We start from the raw sequence: 16092 nt of genomic DNA, 5'->3' as shown, positions 1-16092 counted from the left end.
CGGCCCGCAGGCATGACGCGCATCAGTTCGGCTGCGAAGCCGACGCCCCCGACAGCGGCAGCGGCGCCGCCAGCGGCTTGCTGCGGCTCTTCTCTCTCGCTGCGTGGGCGTCCAGGCGCTGCTGCTGACGCAGCTCGCGCTCCCGGGCCTGCTCGCGGCGCCGTGCCGCCTCCGCGTCGGCCTTCTGCTCGGCCTGCTGGCGGGCCTGCGCGGCCTGCTCGGGGCTGAGCGCGCGCAGCGGCCGCGAGGCCGGCAGCAGCGGCGCCGACGCCGCGACGATGCGCTCGTGGTGCTGCCCACCTTCCTGGGCCGCGGCCAGTTCGCGCTCGCGCACCCGCTCGACCTGGGCCTCGGCGCGCTCGCGACGCTCCTGCGCGGCCAGCTCATGTTCGCGCCGCACCAGCGGCACCAGCGCATCGTGACGGCGCTGGCGCAGGTCGTCCAGACAGGCCGCGACGCTGAAGCGCTTCTCGCACTCGGCCTGCTCGCGCGCAAACCGCTGCTCGATGGCGGCGCGCTGCGCGGCGACCTCGGCACGCGTCGCGGGCTGGACCGAGGCGGCCGTCGCGACGAGCAGCAGGACGAGTGCGGGCGGGTTCATGTCAGCGAAGTATCGACCTCGCGGCGCGCCAGGGCCAAGTACTCGGCCGAGCGCATCTCCTGCAGCCGCGACACCGTGCGCGGAAACTCGTGGGCCAGAGGCCCTTCCGTATAGAGCTGCTCAGCCGGCACCGCGGCCGAGATGATGAGCTTGACCCGGCGGTCGTAGAGCACGTCCACCAGCCAGGTGAAGCGGCGCGCCTCGCTGGCCAGGCGCACCGGCATCTCGGGAACGTCGGACAGGATGACCGTGTGGAACTGGCTGGCCAGCTCCAGATAGTCGTTCTGCGAGCGCGGGCCGCCGCACAACGTCGCGAAGTCAAACCAGACGACGCCGCCGGCTCGCCTGCGCGCATAGATCGCGCGGTGCTCGATCATGAGCTTGCGGTCCTCGTCCTGGGCCTCGGCCAGGGACTCGAAGGCCTGCGTCAGCGTCGCCTCGGTCGTGCCGTTCAGCGGCGTCAGGTAGAGGTTCATGTCCTCCAGCGTGCGGCGCCGGTAGTCCGTGCCGTTGTCGACGCTGAGCACTTCCAGGTGGGCCTTCAGCAGCTCAATGGCCGGCAGGATGCGGTCGCGGTGCAGGCCGTTGGGATAGAGCTCGTCCGGATGGAAATTGGACGTGGTGACGATGGAGACGCGGTTGCGGAACAGCGCGTCCAGCAGCCGGTGCAGGATCATCGCGTCGGTCACGTCCGCGACGTGGAACTCGTCGAAGCAGATGAGCCGGAAACGCCGCGCGATGCGCTTGCCCAGCTCCTCCAGCGGATCGGCGATGCCCTTGAGCTCCTGCAGCTCACGGTGCACCTCGCGCATGAACTCGTGGAAGTGCAGCCGCGTCTTGCGCGTCAGCGGCACGGCCTGGAAGAAGCAGTCCATCAGGAAGCTCTTGCCCCGGCCCACGCCGCCGTACATGTAGACGCCGCGCGGGATGGGCGGGCGCACCAGCAGCTTGGTCACCGCATTGCTGCGGCGGGCCTTGTAGGCGGCCCACTCGTCCTGGCAGCGCTGCAGGGCCGACACGGCGCGCAGTTGCGCCGGGTCGGCCGTGTAGCCGCGCTCGGCCAGCGTCTGCTGGTAGAGCTCGGTGACTTCGGTCACGTCAGAAGTTCAGCGTGCGCTTGTCGACGGCGAGTGCCGCTTCCTTCGTCGACTCGGACAGCGACGGGTGGGCATGGCAGATGCGCGCGATGTCCTCGGCCGAGGCCTTGAACACCATCGCCATCGTCGCCTCGGCGATCAGCTCGGAGGCCATCGGGCCGATGATGTGCACGCCCAGGATCTCGTCGGTCGTGGCGTCGGCCAGGATCTTGACGAAGCCCGAGGTGTCGCCCAGCGCGCGCGCGCGGCCGTTGGCCAGGAAGGGGAACTGGCCGGCCTTGTAGGTCTTGCCTTCGCTCTTCAGCTGTTGCTCGGTCTTGCCGACCTGGGCGATCTCGGGGCTGGTGTAGATGACCGACGGGATGATGTCAAAGTCCACATGGCCATGCTGGCCGGCGATCCGCTCGGCCACCGCGACGCCCTCTTCCTCGGCCTTGTGCGCCAGCATGGGGCCGCGCACGACGTCACCCACTGCCCAGACGTTGGGCAGGTTGGTCTTGCAGTCGGCATCGACCTCGATGGCGCCGCGGCCATCGAGCTTCAGGCCCACGGCCTCGGCGTTCAGGCCGATGGTGTTGGGCACACGGCCGATGGAGACGATGAGCCTCTCGCATTCCAGCTGCTGCTCGCCGCCCTTGGCGTCGGTGTAGTGGACGACGACGCCCTTCTTGCCCGTCTTGACCTCGCCGATCTTGACGCCCAGCTCGACGGCCAGGCCCTGCTTCTTGAACAGCTTGGCGGCCTCCTTGGCGACCGACTCGTCGACCGTCGGCAGGAAGGTCGGCATGGCTTCCAGCACGACGACCTCGGCGCCCAGGCGGCGCCACACCGAGCCCAGCTCCAGGCCGATGACGCCCGAGCCGATGACGCCCAGCTTCTTGGGCGTGGCGGGGATGCGCAGCGCGCCGTCGTTGGACAGCACGAGGTCTTCGTCGAAGGGCAGGCCCGGCAGCGCGCGGGCGTTGGAGCCGGTCGCGACGATGACGTGCTTGGCGGTGATGGTCTCGTCGCCCGCCTTCAGCTCGTAGCCACCGTCCTTGGCGGCCACGAAGCTGCCGCGGCCGTGGAAGAAGCTGACCTTGTTCTTCTTGAACAGGTAGAGGATGCCGTCGTTGTTCTGCTTCACGACGCTGTCCTTGCGGCCCAGCATCTTGGCGACGTCGATGCCGACGTCGCCGGTGCTGATGCCGTGGTCGGCGAAGTGCAGCCTGGCGTGCTCGAAGTGCTCGCTGGACTGCAGCAGCGCCTTGGACGGGATGCAGCCGACGTTGGTGCAGGTGCCGCCCGGAGCGGGGCCGCCCTTGTCGTTCTTCCACTCGTCGATGCAGGCGGTGTTGAAGCCCAGCTGGGCCGCGCGGATGGCGGCCACGTAGCCGCCGGGGCCGCCGCCGATGACGACGACGTCGAATTGCTTGGTGCTCATGCTGATCTATCCTTTGATTTAGATGTCGAACAGCAGACGAGCGGGATCCTCGAGGGCTTCCTTCATCGTGACCAGGCCGAGCACGGCTTCACGGCCGTCGATGATGCGGTGGTCATACGACATGGCGAGGTAGTTGATGGGGCGCACCACGATCTGGCCGTTCTCGACGACGGCGCGATCCTTGGTCGCGTGCACGCCCAGGATGGCCGACTGCGGCGGGTTGATGATGGGCGTGGACAGCATGGAGCCGAAGACGCCGCCGTTGGAGATGGAGAAGGTGCCGCCCGACAGGTCGTCCAGCGACAGCTTGCCTTCCTTGGCCTTCTGGCCGAACTCGGCGATCTTCTTCTCGATGTCGGCAAAACTCATCTGGTCGACGTTGCGCAGCACCGGCACGACCAGGCCGCGCGGCGAGCCGACGGCGATGCCGATGTCGAAGTAGCCGTGGTAGACGATGTCATTGCCATCCACCGACGCGTTCAGCACCGGGTACTTCTTCAGCGCGGCAACGGCGGCCTTCACGAAGAAGCTCATGAAGCCCAGCTTGACGCCGTGCTCCTTCTCGAACTTCTCCTGGAACTTCTTGCGCATCTCCATGACCGGGGCCATGTTGACTTCGTTGAAGGTGGTCAGGATGGCGTTGGTGGCTTGCGACTGCAGCAGGCGCTCGGCGATGCGGGCGCGCAGGCGGGTCATGGGCACGCGCTGCTCGGGACGGTCACCCAGGTTCTGCTGCACCGGCGCTGCCACGGCGGGCAGCGGCTTGGCAACGGCGGGCGTGGCGGGCACGACCAGCGGCGCGGTGGCCGGCTTGGCCGAGGCGGCGAGCGCATCGCCCTTGGTCACTCGGCCGTCCTTGCCGGAGCCGGCCACGTCGGTCGCGCTCAGGCCCTTCTCGGCCAGGATCTTGGCGGCGGCGGGCATGGCCACGTCACCCTTGTTGGCAGCGGCAGCGGGGGCCGCGGCAGGTGCTGCGGCCGGAGCGGCAGCGGCGGGCGCGGCGGCGGCGGCGGCCTTGCCTTCGGTGTCGATCTTCGCCAGCAGCTCCTGGCTGACGACGGTGCTGCCGTCGGCCTTGACGATTTCGCTCAGCACGCCAGCGGCGGGCGCCGGCACTTCCAGCACGACCTTGTCGGTCTCGATCTCGACGAGGGTCTCGTCGATGGCGACGGCTTCGCCGGGCTTCTTCTTCCAGGTCAGCAGCGTGCCCTCGGAAACGGATTCGGAAAACTGGGGAACTTGGACGTCAACGATGGCCATGGTGTGAGGCTCCGTGTTCTTTATTCGGTGTGATGTGGTGCAGGCGCGAGCGAAAGCAGCGCCTCGGTGGGCGCTGCGCTTGCGGTCTTACTTGGTGAGGATGAAGCCCTTGAGCTTGGCGAAGGCCTGATCCAGCAAGGCCTTCTGCTGCTCCTGGTGCAGGTGGGCGTAGCCACAGGCAGGACTGGCGCTGGCCGGACGGCCGGCGTAGCCGAGCTTCTGGCCGTCGAGCATGTTCTCGTGCACGTAGTGCTGCACGAAGAACCAGGCGCCCTGGTTCTGCGGCTCGTCCTGGCACCAGACGATGTCGGTCGCGTTGGGGTACTTCTTCAGCTCGGCCGCGAAGGCCTTGTGCGGGAAGGGGTAGAGCTGCTCGACGCGGACGATGGCCGTGTCGTGCGCCTTCTTCTCCTCGCGCTTGCGCACCAGGTCGTAATAGACCTTGCCCGAGCAGACGATGACGCGCTTGACCTTGTCGGCCACGATGGCCTCGTCGTGCTCGCCGATGACGGTCTTGAACTCGCCCTTGGTGAAGTCGGCCAGCGGGGACGTGGCGTCCTTCGCGCGCAGCAGGCTCTTCGGGGTCATGATGACCAGCGGCTTGCGGAACATGCGCAGCATCTGGCGGCGCAGCACGTGGAAGATCTGCGCGGCGTTGGTGGGCTGCACGATCTGCATGTTGTTGTCCGCGGCCAGCTGCATGAAGCGCTCCAGGCGCGCCGAGCTGTGCTCGGGGCCCTGGCCCTCGTAGCCATGCGGCAGCATCATCGTCAGGCCGTTGGAGCGACCCCACTTCACTTCGCCGGAGGCGATGAACTGGTCGATGACGACCTGGGCGCCGTTGACGAAGTCGCCGAACTGCGCCTCCCAGATGGTCAGCGTGTGCGGTTCGGCGGCGGCGTAGCCGTACTCGAAGCCCAGCACCGCCTCTTCCGACAGGATGGAGTCGATGACGACGAAGGGCGCCTGCCCCTCGCCGACGTTCTGCAGCGGCACGTAGGCACCTTCGTCCCAGTTCGTGCGGTTCTGGTCGTGCAGCACGGCGTGGCGGTGCGTGAAGGTGCCGCGGCCGGCGTCCTCACCCGACAGGCGCACCGGGTAGCCCGAGGCCACCAGCGACGCGAACGCCATGTGCTCGCCCATGCCCCAGTCCACATTGATCTCGCCGCGGCCCATCGCGGCGCGGTCGGCGTAGAGCTTGCTGACGAGGTTGTGCGCGGCGAAGTCCTTGGGCAGCGTCGTGATCTTCTCGGCTAGACGCTTCCATTCGGCGCCGGGGATGGCGGTGTCGCAGCTGTCCGTCCACTTCTTGCCCAGGAAGGGCGACCAGTCGGTGGCGAACTTGCTCTTGAAGTTGGTCAGCACCGGGTCCACCGTGTGGCGGCCCTCGTCCATCGCCGCGCGATAGGCCTTGACCATCTCGTCGGCGCCTTCGGCGGTCAGCACGTTCTGCGCGACCAGCTTGTCGGCATAGACCTTGCGCGTGCCGGGGTGGGCTGCGATCTTCTTGTACATCAGCGGCTGGGTCAGAGCCGGCGTGTCCTGCTCGTTGTGGCCCAGCTTGCGGAAGCAGACGATGTCCAGCACCACGTCCTTCTTGAACTCGGCGCGGTAGTCCATGCACAGCTCCATGGCCCACACGACGGCCTCGGGGTCGTCGCCGTTCACGTGCAGCACCGGCGCCTCGATCATCTTGACGACGTCGGAGCAGTACCAGGTGGAACGCAGGTCGCGCGGGTCGCTGGTGGTGAAGCCGATCTGGTTGTTGATGACGATGTGCACCGTGCCGCCCGTGCGGTAGCCGCGGGTCTGGGCCATCGCCAGCGTTTCCTGCACGACGCCTTGGCCGCCGAAGGCCGCGTCGCCGTGCACCAGCACCGGCAGCACCTGGGCGCCGTCCTTGTCGCCACGGCGGTCCTGGCGGGCACGCACGCTGCCCTCCACCACCGGGTTGACGATTTCCAGGTGGGACGGGTTGAAGGCCAGCGACAGGTGGACCGGGCCGCCCTGCGTGGAGACGTCGGAGCTGAAGCCCTGGTGGTACTTCACGTCACCGGCCGGCAGGTCCTCGGCGGCCTTGTGCTCGAACTCGGCGAACAGGTCCGCCGGCATCTTGCCCAGCGTGTTGACCAGCACATTCAGGCGGCCACGGTGGGCCATGCCGATGACGATTTCCTGCACGCCGCGCTCGCCGCCGTGCTGGATCAGCTCGTCCATCGCGGCGATGAAGCTCTCGCCGCCTTCCAGCGAGAAGCGCTTCTGGCCCACGTACTTGGTGTGCAGATAGCGCTCCAGGCCCTCGGCGGCCGTCAGCCGCTCCAGGATGTGCTTCTTCTTCTCGGCTCCGAAGCTGGGCTTGCCGCGCGCCTTCTCCAGGCGCTCCTGCCACCAGCGCTTCTCGCCAGGGTCCGAGCCGTGCATGAACTCGGAACCGATGCTGCCGCAATACGTCTCGCGCAGGGCCTGCACGATCTGGCGCAGCGTCATGGTCTCGCCGCCGAAATAGCTGTTCACGGCGCTGAACGAGATGTCCATGTCGGACTCGGTCAGGTCATAGAACGCGGGGTCGAGTTCGGGGATCTTGGGGCGCTCGGCGCGCTTGAGGGGGTCCAGCTCCGCCCAGCGGTTGCCCAGGAAGCGGTAGGCCGCGATCAGCGACTGGACGTGGACCTGCTTGCGGGCAACGGCCAGGTCGGCGCTGCTCGCCTTGTTGGCGAAGGCGTTGGCCTTGGCGCGTTGAGCGAAAGATTCGATGACCGGCGCATGGGCCACGTCGCGGGCCTCGCTGCCGTCGACGGCGGGGACATGCTGCAACGCATCGAAGTAGGTGCGCCAGTTGTCCGGGACGGAGCCGGGGTTGTCGAGGTAAGCCTCGTACATCTCCTCCACATACGGCGCGTTTCCGCCGAACAGGTAGGAGTTGGACCTGTATTGCTGCATCATCTTTCGCTCACCTCATGCCCCGGTTTCCAGGGAGTTGGCTGGTTGAAGAACCTTCCGCGACACGGCTCGACCGATTGGCGGATTGCGACCCACCTCGCTGTTGCCAGCAAAGGGACGGGAAGGACCGGGAACCTCTTCCGCTGCTCGCAAAGCCTGCCGCCCACGCGGGTGCGGACTTTCCGAGTAACAGACCGGTTCCATCTCGGGGCCGAACTCTAGCACCAAGGGTTTGCCCGACAAGCTTTGATGGGCGTCAGAAAGTTGACGGATAAGTAAACTCCATATCCGCGCCAGCCCCGCCATTGAATGGCTGCGCACAGGCTTGACCACACGCGTTGGCAGGCCCAAGGGACATTCAGGAGATCCCATGCAAGTCCAGGTCGTCGACTACCGCGCGCCCGATGCGGCCGAGAAGTTCACCCGTTCCCTGCACGAAACCGGCTTCGGCGTGCTGACCAACCACCCCATCCGCCAGTCGCTGGTCGAGAAGATCTACGCCGACTGGCTGGCCTTCTTCAACAGTGAGGCCAAGCATGGCTTCGCGTTCTCGAAGGAGACCCAGGACGGTTATTTCTCGACCGAGATCTCTGAGACGGCGAAGGGCTTCAAGCAGAAGGACATCAAGGAGTACTTCCACATCTACCCCTGGGGCCGCATCCCCGAGCAGTTGAAGGAAGACGCCCTCGGCTACTACCGCGAGGCCAACGCACTGGCCGAGGAACTGCTGGGCTGGGTCGAGCGCTACACGCCGCCCGAGATCGCCGCCAAGTACCGCGAGCCGCTGTCCAACATGATCACCGGCAGCAGCAAGACGCTGCTGCGCGTGCTGCGCTACCCGCCGCTGACGGGCCAGGAGCCCGAAGGCTCGCTGCGCGCCGCACCGCATGGCGACATCAACCTGCTGACCATCCTGCCCGCCGCCAACGAGCCGGGGCTGCAGGTGCTGGGCAAGGACGGCACCTGGCACGACGTGCCCTGCGACTTCGGCACGCTGACCATCAACATCGGCGACATGCTGCAGGAAGCCTCCGAGGGCTACTACCCGTCGACCCAGCACCGCGTCGTCAACCCCACCGGCGAGGGCGCCCGGAAGAGCCGCGTGTCGCTGCCGCTGTTCCTGCATCCGCGCGACGACGTGGTGCTGTCGGACCGCTACACGGCAGAGAGCTACCTGAACGAACGCCTGCGCGAGCTGGGCGTCAAGACCTGAACCGGATCATCGAGATCCACCCCGACGCGCCGCCCAAACCGGCGCTCGGGGCCAACTGCAACGGCTGCGGCGTCTGCTGTCTGGCCGAGCCCTGCCCACTGGGGGCCCTGCTGAGCCGGCGCCTCAAGGGCGCCTGCGTCGCGCTGCGCTGGGACGGCGAGCGCTACGTCTGCGGCGTGCTGACGTCGCAACCCCGTGGCATCCGGGGCTGGCTGGTGCGGCGCTGGATCGCCGCCGGCGCCGGTTGCGATTGCTCACTGGAACCTGGGGGCAAGCCCTAGCCCTGCTGCCGGAGCTGGCGACTACATTTTTTGGCTTCTGCCGTACCGAGGAAGCCGCATGCCATCCGCCCTCCGACTGCTGCCCCTGCTCGCCACGCTGACGCTGTCCGCGGCCATGGCCGCCCCGCTGCGCTGGGCCGCGCAGAACGACATCCTGACGCTGGACCCCCACTCCCAGGATCACAACCCCTCCAACGTCATCGGCACCCACCTCTACGAGGGCCTGACGCGCCTGGGCCAGAACTACCGGCCCGAGCCTTCGCTGGCGACCAAGTGGACCTATGTCTCGCAGACGCAGGTGCGCTTCGACCTGCGCCGCGGCGTCAAATTCCACGACGGCTCGCCATTCACCGCGGATGACGTCGTCTTCAGCTTCGGCCGCATCACGCAGCCCCAGGGCACCAAGCAGACCTATGTGTCGGGCATCAAGGAAGTCAGGAAGATCGACGACCACACGGTCGACTTCCTGCTCGAGGCACCCACGCCCATGCTGCTGCAGAACATCATCGCCTTCCCGATCATGAGCAAGGTCTGGTCGGTGAAGAACAACGCGACCAGCACGCAGGACTACAAGGCCAAGGAAGAGAACTACGCGTCGCGCAACGCCAACGGCACCGGCCCCTACAAGCTGGTGAGCTGGCAGCCCGACCAGGCCGTGAAGATGGTGGCCAACAAGGACTGGTGGGACAGGAACGCGGGCAACATCACCGAGCTGAGCTACTTGCCGATCAAGTCTGCGCCGACCCGCGTGGCGGCCCTGCTGTCGGGCGACGTGGACATCGTCACCGATCTGCCGCCACAGGACTTCTTCAAACTCAAGGAGGCGGGCAAGGTCAAGCTGCTGGAAGGCCCCGAGATCCGCACCGTCTTCTTCGTCATGGACGAGGGCAGCGACGAGCTGCGCGAATCCAGTGTGAAGGGCAAGAACCCCTTCAAGGACAAGCGTGTGCGCGAGGCCATGAACCTGGCGCTGGACCGCGAGGCCATCAAGCGCAGCATCATGCGCGGCCTGTCGGTGCCGGCGGCGCTGATGGTGCCGCCGGGCGTCAACGGCTACGACGCGGCGCTGGACGCCCCGCTCAAGCCCGACCTCGACAAGGCTCGCCGGCTGCTGGCCGAGGCCGGCTACCCGCAGGGCTTCGAGGTGCCGCTGCACTGCCCCAACAACCGCTACGTGAACGACGAGCAGGTCTGCCAGGCCGCGGTGTCCATGTGGGCCAAAGTCGGCGTCAAGGTGCGCCTCATCGCGGCACCCTTCTCCACGCACAGCCAGACCTTCCAGCGCGGCGAGTCGCCCTTCTACATGCTGGGCTGGGGCGTCTCCACCTACGACGCGCTGTATGCGCTGCAGGCCTGGGGCCACACGCGCACCAATGGCGCCGACGGCAACTTCAACTTCGGCAAGGTCAGCGACGCCAGGCTGGACGAGCTGATCCAGAAGATCAAGTTCGAACCCGACGTGCCCACGCGCAATGCACTGATCAAGGAGGCGCTGCTGCGCATCCGCGACGAGTTCCTCTTCATCCCCATCCACCACCAGATCCGGCCCTGGGCGATGAAGCCAGGCGTGGACACGCTGCACCGCTCCAACGACTACTTCGAAGCCCGCTACACGACGATCAAATGAAGCTGCTGACGACCTTTACGGCCGCCTGGCTGCTGACCAGCGGCCTGGCCATGGCCGGCACGCTGCGCTGGGCCGCGCAGAACGACATCCAGACGCTGGACCCGCATTCGCAGAACCACTCGGCCACGTCGACGATCACGGGCTATGCCTACGAGGGCCTGACGCGCTACACCGAGAAGTTCGAGGTCGAGCCGGCGCTGGCGACGAAATGGACCTATGTCACGCCCACTCAGCTGCGCTTCGACCTGCGCCGCGGCGTGAAGTTCCACGACGGCACGCTTTTCACTGCCGACGACGTGGTCTTCAGCCTGCAGCGCATCAAGCATCCGGCCAGCAACATGGTCATCTACGCCTCCGGCATCAAGGACGTGAGGAAGATCGACGAGTTCACCGTGGACTTCCTCCTCGATGGCCCCAACCCCGTGCTGACGCGCAACCTGACCTATGTGCGCATCCTCAGCAAGGCCTGGGCGGCCAAGAACCGCTCCGAGAACCCGCAGGACTTCAAGGCCAAGGAGGACACCTACGCCTCGCGCAACGCCATGGGCACAGGGCCGTTCAGGATCGTCGGCTGGCAGCCGGACCAGAAGATCACCCTGGTGGCCAACAAGGACTGGTGGGACAGGCCCAGGGGCAACATCAGCGAGGTGATTTACCTGCCGATCAAGTCCGACGCGACGCGCGTGGCCGCCCTGCTCTCCGGCGACCTGGACCTGCTGACCGACTTGCCGCCCCAGGACGTCGCCAAGCTCAAGACCGACCCGCGCCTCAAGGTCATCGACGGTCCGGAGAACCGCACCATCTTCTTCGCGCTGGACCTCGGCAGCGACGAGATCAGGGGCTCGAGCGTGAAGGGCAGGAACCCCTTCAAGGACCGCCGCGTGCGTGAGGCCATGTCTCTGGCCATCGACCGCGAGGCCATCAAGCGCAGCCTGATGCGCGGTCTGTCGATTCCGGCAGCCCTCATGGTGGCGCCGGTGGCCTATGGCTGGTCGGCCGACCTGGACAGGGTGGCCAAGCCCGACGTCGCTCGCGCCCGGCAGCTGCTGTCGGAGGCCGGCTATGCCGACGGCTTCGACGTGCCGCTGGCCTGCCCGAACGACCGCTACGTCAACGACGAGGAGATCTGCCAGGCCGTGGTGTCCATGTGGGCCCGCATCGGCATCAAGGCCAAGCTGACGACGCACCCCATGACCCAGCATTCGGCGGCGATGCAGCGCTACGAGCTGCCGCTCTACCTGTATGGCTGGGGTGTGACGACCTTCGACGCGCAGTACACGCTGCAGGACATCGTCCACACCAAGACCAGCGGCGCCGACGGCAAGGGCAACTACTCGCGCGTCAGCGACGCAAGGGTCGACGCGCTGGTGCAGCAGATGAAGGTCGAGACCGACGTGCCCAGGCGCCTGGCGCTGATGCAGGAGGCGCTCAAGCGCACGCGCGACGAGTTACTGTTCATCCCCATCCACCACCAGGTGCGGCCCTGGGCGATGAAGGCCGGCGTGAGCCTGCCGCATTCGGCCAACGACGCGCCTCAGGCGAAGTGGGCGACGGTGAGGTGACACCGCAGCGCAGCATGCCCTGGCTGCTGCCCGTGCTTGCCTGGCTGGTGCTCGGCACTGCCATCGCGGCGGCACTGCTCCTCGTCAACGGCGCCGCGTTCTCCGCGTGGATGTCTGCCGGCCCGCCCGACCCGTATCCGCAGGGCTGGGCACTCAGGTCCCTGAAGCAACTGGCCTGGGCCGCTTCGACGGCGCTGGGCGGATACGCCGCGTTCAGGGCCATACGGGAGATTCCCGCACTGCGCCGCACCACCTTGGCGCTGGCTGTCGCCGCTGTCGCGCTGACCATTCCTCCTTGCGCCTACGAATACCTTCAGGTGGATCGCTGCCTGGACACCGGTGGCCGCTGGAATACCTCAGGGATGCAGTGCGAACACCAGGCGCTCGCCCGATGAAGCGTCGGTCCCTGCTTGCTGCGCTCGTGCCCGTCGCCGCCTGCTCACGCCGGGACGAGCAGGGCGCAAGCTACCTTGCGGCCCTGATCGCCGCTATCCACGATTCGGGTCGCATCGTCGTCACGGAGCACTCCTTCGAACTGGACGCCTACGACATGAATCAGGGCAAGTCGCTGCTGCCGGGCACCGTGGTGTACCGGACGGTTGAGCTGAGCCCGGCACAGAAGGCCACCCTCCTTCAATCCATCGAGCGGCTGGATTCGAAGACCCAGGACGCTGTTCCGGCCTGCATCTTCGAACCGCACCACACCATCCATTTCCACACCAAGGGCAGATTGCGCAGCACGATGCGGATCTGCTTCGCCTGCAGCCAGATGCAGTGGGACGAAACGAGCGCGACGCCACCCTGGGCGCTCTATCGAGTGCTGCACGACGCCATCAAGGCCTTGGGGCTGGAGCCTGAACGAGATTGGCGCGCGCTGGCTCGTGAGCACTTGAGAAAGCTTTCGAGCCGGCCACCATCGATGTCGACGTGAACCGCGCGGCATTGGTGGCGTCGGACAATCCGGCCCATGCGCGACGTCCCGTTCCAGCCCATCCACATCACGCCGAGCGCCGAACAGCTCGCCATCCAGTTGCTGAAGACCCGCCTGCTGCTCGTGGAGGCCAACGCCGGCGCGGCGAAGACGACGACGCTGGCCCTGCGCATCGCGCAGGCGCTGCAGCGCGGCGCGCCGCCGGAAAGCGTGCTGGCCCTCACCTGCACGGCGCCGGCCGTCGCGGCGCTGAAGGAGCGGCTGGCCCACATCGGCGTGCCCAGGGCCACGGTGCAGCAGCTGCGACTGCAGAGTTTCGAGGCCTTCAGCGGGGCCGTGCTGGAGGCCGCTGAGGGCACGCAGACCCGCGTCGTCACGGCGCCCGAGCAGGTCAGGCCGTATGTGGTGCGGGCCATCGAGCGCGCCCAGTCGCTGCCGGAAGAGCGCCACCCCGAAGAGCTGATGGCCGAGGCCCAGCCGGCCGACCTGGTCGAGGGCTTGCTGAAGACCTTCGACGTGCTCAAGGGACGCATGGTGATGGAGTACCAGCCTCCCGAGGAACGCATGACGCCTGCGCTGGCCGAGGAACTGGGATTCGGCTACCTGGCGATGCGCGCCTGGGCCTGCTACGAGTTCATCCGCCGCGGCGGCCACCCGGACCGACCCGAGTTCCGCTTCCAGGGTGACGCCACCTACGACCTGGCTCGCGCGCTGATGAGCGGCGAGATCGACGCCGGCGACACGGCACTGCGGCAAGGCCTCACGCTGATCTGCGTGGATGAGATGCACGACGTCAACCGCGCCGCCTTCACGGTGCTCAAGGCCGTGCTCGCGGCCCATCCGCGCGCCGCCTTCGTTGGCGTGGGCGACCGCGATCAGGTTATCCATGCGCAGACCGGCGCCGAGGCCGGTTTCATGCACGAGCATTTCCGCGCCGAGATCGGCACGCCCGAAGTGCTGCCTCTGACGCTGAGCCATCGCTTCAGCCCGCAGCTCGCCGCCCACGTCGGCGCGCTGGCCCGCAAGCCCTACGCGGCCGACGCGGCGCTGCACACCGACATCCGGCTGGAGCGCTGCGAGTCACCCCGCGTGGCCGCCGCCTTCATCGCCCGCCAGGCACAGGCCCATCTGCAGCAGCCGGCGTCCGGCAGCCTGTGCGTGCTGCTGCGCCATGCGGCGCATTCGGTGCGCATCGAACACGAGCTGCTGCGCCTGGGCCTGCCCTATGGCGCGGTGGGATTCGCGCCCTATCTGGAGCGGCCGGAGACGCTGCTGGTGCGCGGCCTGTACGCCCACGCACAGGGCGACTACACCGGCTTCGAGGACGCCGCCCAGCGCGCCCGCCTGCTCGACGCCTGGTTGCTGTTCTCAGGCGCCCGCGTCGACAGCCTGGAGCTGCGCCACCTGGACGCCAGCGAGGCCCAGCGCGTCGCGGTGGCGCAGGCCGCGACCGACGTCGACTCGACTCGCAGCTTCATCGACGGCCATGCGCTGCGCGGCGCAAACGCCGCGGCGCGGCGGCAGCTGGAGGCCGCGATGGCGCTGCTGCGCAAGGACGACTTCGAGGCTTTCGAGGCCTCGTTCCTGACCCTGCTGGACCTGCCGAAGCTCGCCGCCCGCGTATTCGTGCGCCGCGACGAGGCCGCCCAGGTGGCAGACAACGTCCAGCAGCTTCATCAGCTGGCGGTGGACGAAGGCGCAGGCGTGGCTGGTGCGTTCCGCATGTTCTCGGCCATGGACCAGGCACGGCGGCGCCTGCGCGCCAGCGATCGCGTCGTGCTGTCCAGCATCGAGGCGACCAAGGGGCTGGAGTTCGAGCATGTCGTCCTGCCGCACCTGTCACGGGGAGAGTTCGGCGACGCATCGGCCGAGAACCGCAACCTGCTGTACGTGGCGATGACGCGCGCCAAGGTCCGCCTCACGATGACCTTCGACCCCGGCCGCCCGTCCCGATTCCTCAAGGACGCGGCGTTGCTCGATTGAGCGGGCGATGATGCGGCCCACATGAAGCCTCCCGTCATCAACTTCTCCACCCTGCAGGCGGCCGTCGAGATCGCCGCCACCCTCGCCTTTGCGCTGTCCGGCCTGCTGGCCGGCGCGCGCAAGCAGCTCGACGTCGTCGGCCTGTGCGTCGTCGCGGGCCTGTCGGCCTTCGGCGGCGGCACGCTGCGCGACGTGCTGCTGGACCGCCGACCCTTCTTCTGGGTCGAGCACGCCGACTGGCTGTGGGCCCTGATGGGGCTGTGCCTCGCAGCCATGCTGCTGATGCGCCGCCGCCATCTGGCACTGACCGAGCGCGCCATCCAATGGCCCGACGCGCTGGGCCTGGGCCTGTTCACCGCCAACGGCGCACTGGTGGCGCTTGACGCCGGCATGCCGGCCATCGTGGCCGTGCTGATGGGCGTCATCACCGCCGTGTTCGGCGGCGTGCTGCGCGACATCGTCTGCAACGAGATCCCCGCCGCCTTCCACGACCACCGCCCCTATGCGCTGTGCAGTTTCGTGGGCGGCTGGGTGCTGGTGGCCGTGGTGGCGCTCGGCTGGCCGCAATGGGCCACGATCAGCGCCGCGGCGGCGACGGCGGTGCTGCTGCGCGGCCTGGCGCTGTGGACGGGCTGGACGCTGCCGGCCTGGCGCATCAACCGGCGCTGACCGGCCGCAGGCGCCGCCTCAGTGCGAATGCACCGAGCGCAGGTGCGAGCCCGGCGCGGCGGCCGGTGCCGCGCCGTCCTGCGCCGCGGCGGCCAGGCCGTTGAGAATGCCGCAGCGCTCCACGCTCTGCGCCGCGGCGCAGCTCCGGCGCAGGTCCTTGAGCTGCGTCTCCAGCGCCCGCAGCTCCCGGATGCGCCGCGACACATGGCCGATGTGCTCGTCCAGCAGCGCGTTCACGTCGCCGCAGTCGCCGTCCGGCGCGTCCTTCACGCGCAGCAGCACGCGCACCTCGTCCAGCGACATGTCCAGGCCCCGGCAGTAGCGGATGAACTGCAGCCGCTCCAGGTGGGCAGGCTCGTAGACGCGGAAACCGCCCGCAGTGCGCCCCGGCGCCGGCAGCAGGCCCTCGCGCTCGTAGTAGCGGATGGTGTCGACGGCGGTGGCCGATGCGGCGGCGAGTTCTCCGATCTTCATGGGCCCAGTGTAGGGACTTGACTCTGGAGCT

At 67.9% G+C, this 16092-nt stretch carries 13 protein-coding genes; 7 read left to right on the top strand and 6 right to left on the bottom strand.

All coding sequences use genetic code 11. The features are described 5' to 3' along the window. Positions 1-22: 22 nt before the first annotated feature. The 5 genes from JOY88_RS00670 to JOY88_RS00650 all read right to left on the bottom strand — a co-directional run bounded on the left by JOY88_RS00670 (position 23) and on the right by JOY88_RS00650 (position 7324). Entirely contained in the window at positions 23-601 is a 579-nt protein-coding gene (locus JOY88_RS00670; RefSeq protein ID WP_293499428.1) for a hypothetical protein, read from the bottom strand. Further along, complete coding sequence (gene zapE / locus JOY88_RS00665; protein WP_293499426.1) at positions 598-1698, bottom strand: cell division protein ZapE; 1101 nt, start codon at positions 1696-1698, stop codon at positions 598-600. Before zapE ends, JOY88_RS00670 begins: the two co-directional genes overlap by 4 nt. Position 1699: 1 nt before the next feature. Then, on the bottom strand, positions 1700-3121 hold the full coding sequence (gene lpdA / locus JOY88_RS00660; protein WP_293499424.1) for a dihydrolipoyl dehydrogenase: 1422 nt from the start codon (positions 3119-3121) through the stop codon (positions 1700-1702). An 18-nt stretch (positions 3122-3139) separates the two neighbouring features. Then, positions 3140-4381, bottom strand: a complete 1242-nt coding sequence (gene odhB / locus JOY88_RS00655) for a 2-oxoglutarate dehydrogenase complex dihydrolipoyllysine-residue succinyltransferase (RefSeq protein WP_293499422.1) — start codon at positions 4379-4381, stop codon at positions 3140-3142. A gap of 87 nt (positions 4382-4468) precedes the next feature. After that, positions 4469-7324 carry a 2-oxoglutarate dehydrogenase E1 component gene (locus JOY88_RS00650; RefSeq protein WP_293499420.1) on the bottom strand — a complete coding sequence of 952 codons (2856 nt, stop codon included), beginning with the start codon at positions 7322-7324 and terminating at the stop codon, positions 4469-4471. Between the two features lie 367 nt (positions 7325-7691). On the opposite strand from JOY88_RS00650, the gene JOY88_RS00645 reads away from it, so the two are divergent. The 7 genes from JOY88_RS00645 to JOY88_RS00610 all read left to right on the top strand — a co-directional run bounded on the left by JOY88_RS00645 (position 7692) and on the right by JOY88_RS00610 (position 15587). Then, positions 7692-8534, top strand: a complete 843-nt coding sequence (locus tag JOY88_RS00645) for an isopenicillin N synthase family dioxygenase (protein WP_293499418.1) — start codon at positions 7692-7694, stop codon at positions 8532-8534. A gap of 339 nt (positions 8535-8873) precedes the next feature. Beyond that, positions 8874-10442, top strand: coding sequence for an ABC transporter substrate-binding protein (locus JOY88_RS00635; RefSeq protein ID WP_293499416.1), 1569 nt, complete (start codon positions 8874-8876; stop codon positions 10440-10442). Continuing rightward, entirely contained in the window at positions 10439-12004 is a 1566-nt protein-coding gene (locus tag JOY88_RS00630; protein ID WP_293499414.1) for an ABC transporter substrate-binding protein, read from the top strand. The genes JOY88_RS00635 and JOY88_RS00630 overlap by 4 nt, the downstream gene beginning before the upstream one ends. Positions 12005-12018: 14 nt before the next feature. Next, positions 12019-12399, top strand: coding sequence for a hypothetical protein (locus JOY88_RS00625; RefSeq protein WP_293499412.1), 381 nt, complete (start codon positions 12019-12021; stop codon positions 12397-12399). Continuing rightward, complete coding sequence (locus JOY88_RS00620; RefSeq protein ID WP_293499410.1) at positions 12396-12935, top strand: hypothetical protein; 540 nt, start codon at positions 12396-12398, stop codon at positions 12933-12935. The genes JOY88_RS00625 and JOY88_RS00620 overlap by 4 nt, the downstream gene beginning before the upstream one ends. A 36-nt stretch (positions 12936-12971) precedes the next feature. Then, positions 12972-14918 (top strand): UvrD-helicase domain-containing protein, encoded by a 1947-nt coding sequence (locus JOY88_RS00615; protein WP_293499408.1) that lies wholly within the window; start codon positions 12972-12974, stop codon positions 14916-14918. Between the two features lie 21 nt (positions 14919-14939). After that, positions 14940-15587 carry a trimeric intracellular cation channel family protein gene (locus JOY88_RS00610; RefSeq protein WP_293499406.1) on the top strand — a complete coding sequence of 216 codons (648 nt, stop codon included), beginning with the start codon at positions 14940-14942 and terminating at the stop codon, positions 15585-15587. 18 nt (positions 15588-15605) lie between these two features. On the opposite strand, the gene cadR is transcribed toward JOY88_RS00610, so the two are convergent. Beyond that, positions 15606-16061, bottom strand: a complete 456-nt coding sequence (gene cadR, locus JOY88_RS00605) for a Cd(II)/Pb(II)-responsive transcriptional regulator (protein WP_293499405.1) — start codon at positions 16059-16061, stop codon at positions 15606-15608. Positions 16062-16092 lie beyond the last annotated feature (31 nt).

This window comes from Roseateles sp., from assembly GCF_019237615.1.
In the GTDB taxonomy this organism is placed as follows: domain Bacteria; phylum Pseudomonadota; class Gammaproteobacteria; order Burkholderiales; family Burkholderiaceae_C; genus Pelomonas.
The sequence above is the reverse complement of the archived record's forward strand: the minus strand, read 5'-3'. Positions and strand labels throughout refer to the sequence as shown.

Coding starts and splice junctions, on each gene's coding strand:
- JOY88_RS00670 (WP_293499428.1), bottom strand. CDS start 601: ATGAACCCGCCCGCACTCGTCCTGCTGCTCGTCGCGACGGCCGCCTCG.
- lpdA (WP_293499424.1), bottom strand. CDS start 3,121: ATGAGCACCAAGCAATTCGACGTCGTCGTCATCGGCGGCGGCCCCGGC.
- odhB (WP_293499422.1), bottom strand. CDS start 4,381: ATGGCCATCGTTGACGTCCAAGTTCCCCAGTTTTCCGAATCCGTTTCC.
- JOY88_RS00650 (WP_293499420.1), bottom strand. CDS start 7,324: ATGATGCAGCAATACAGGTCCAACTCCTACCTGTTCGGCGGAAACGCG.
- JOY88_RS00645 (WP_293499418.1), top strand. CDS start 7,692: ATGCAAGTCCAGGTCGTCGACTACCGCGCGCCCGATGCGGCCGAGAAG.
- JOY88_RS00635 (WP_293499416.1), top strand. CDS start 8,874: ATGCCATCCGCCCTCCGACTGCTGCCCCTGCTCGCCACGCTGACGCTG.
- JOY88_RS00630 (WP_293499414.1), top strand. CDS start 10,439: ATGAAGCTGCTGACGACCTTTACGGCCGCCTGGCTGCTGACCAGCGGC.
- JOY88_RS00625 (WP_293499412.1), top strand. CDS start 12,019: ATGCCCTGGCTGCTGCCCGTGCTTGCCTGGCTGGTGCTCGGCACTGCC.
- JOY88_RS00620 (WP_293499410.1), top strand. CDS start 12,396: ATGAAGCGTCGGTCCCTGCTTGCTGCGCTCGTGCCCGTCGCCGCCTGC.
- JOY88_RS00615 (WP_293499408.1), top strand. CDS start 12,972: ATGCGCGACGTCCCGTTCCAGCCCATCCACATCACGCCGAGCGCCGAA.
- JOY88_RS00610 (WP_293499406.1), top strand. CDS start 14,940: ATGAAGCCTCCCGTCATCAACTTCTCCACCCTGCAGGCGGCCGTCGAG.
- cadR (WP_293499405.1), bottom strand. CDS start 16,061: ATGAAGATCGGAGAACTCGCCGCCGCATCGGCCACCGCCGTCGACACC.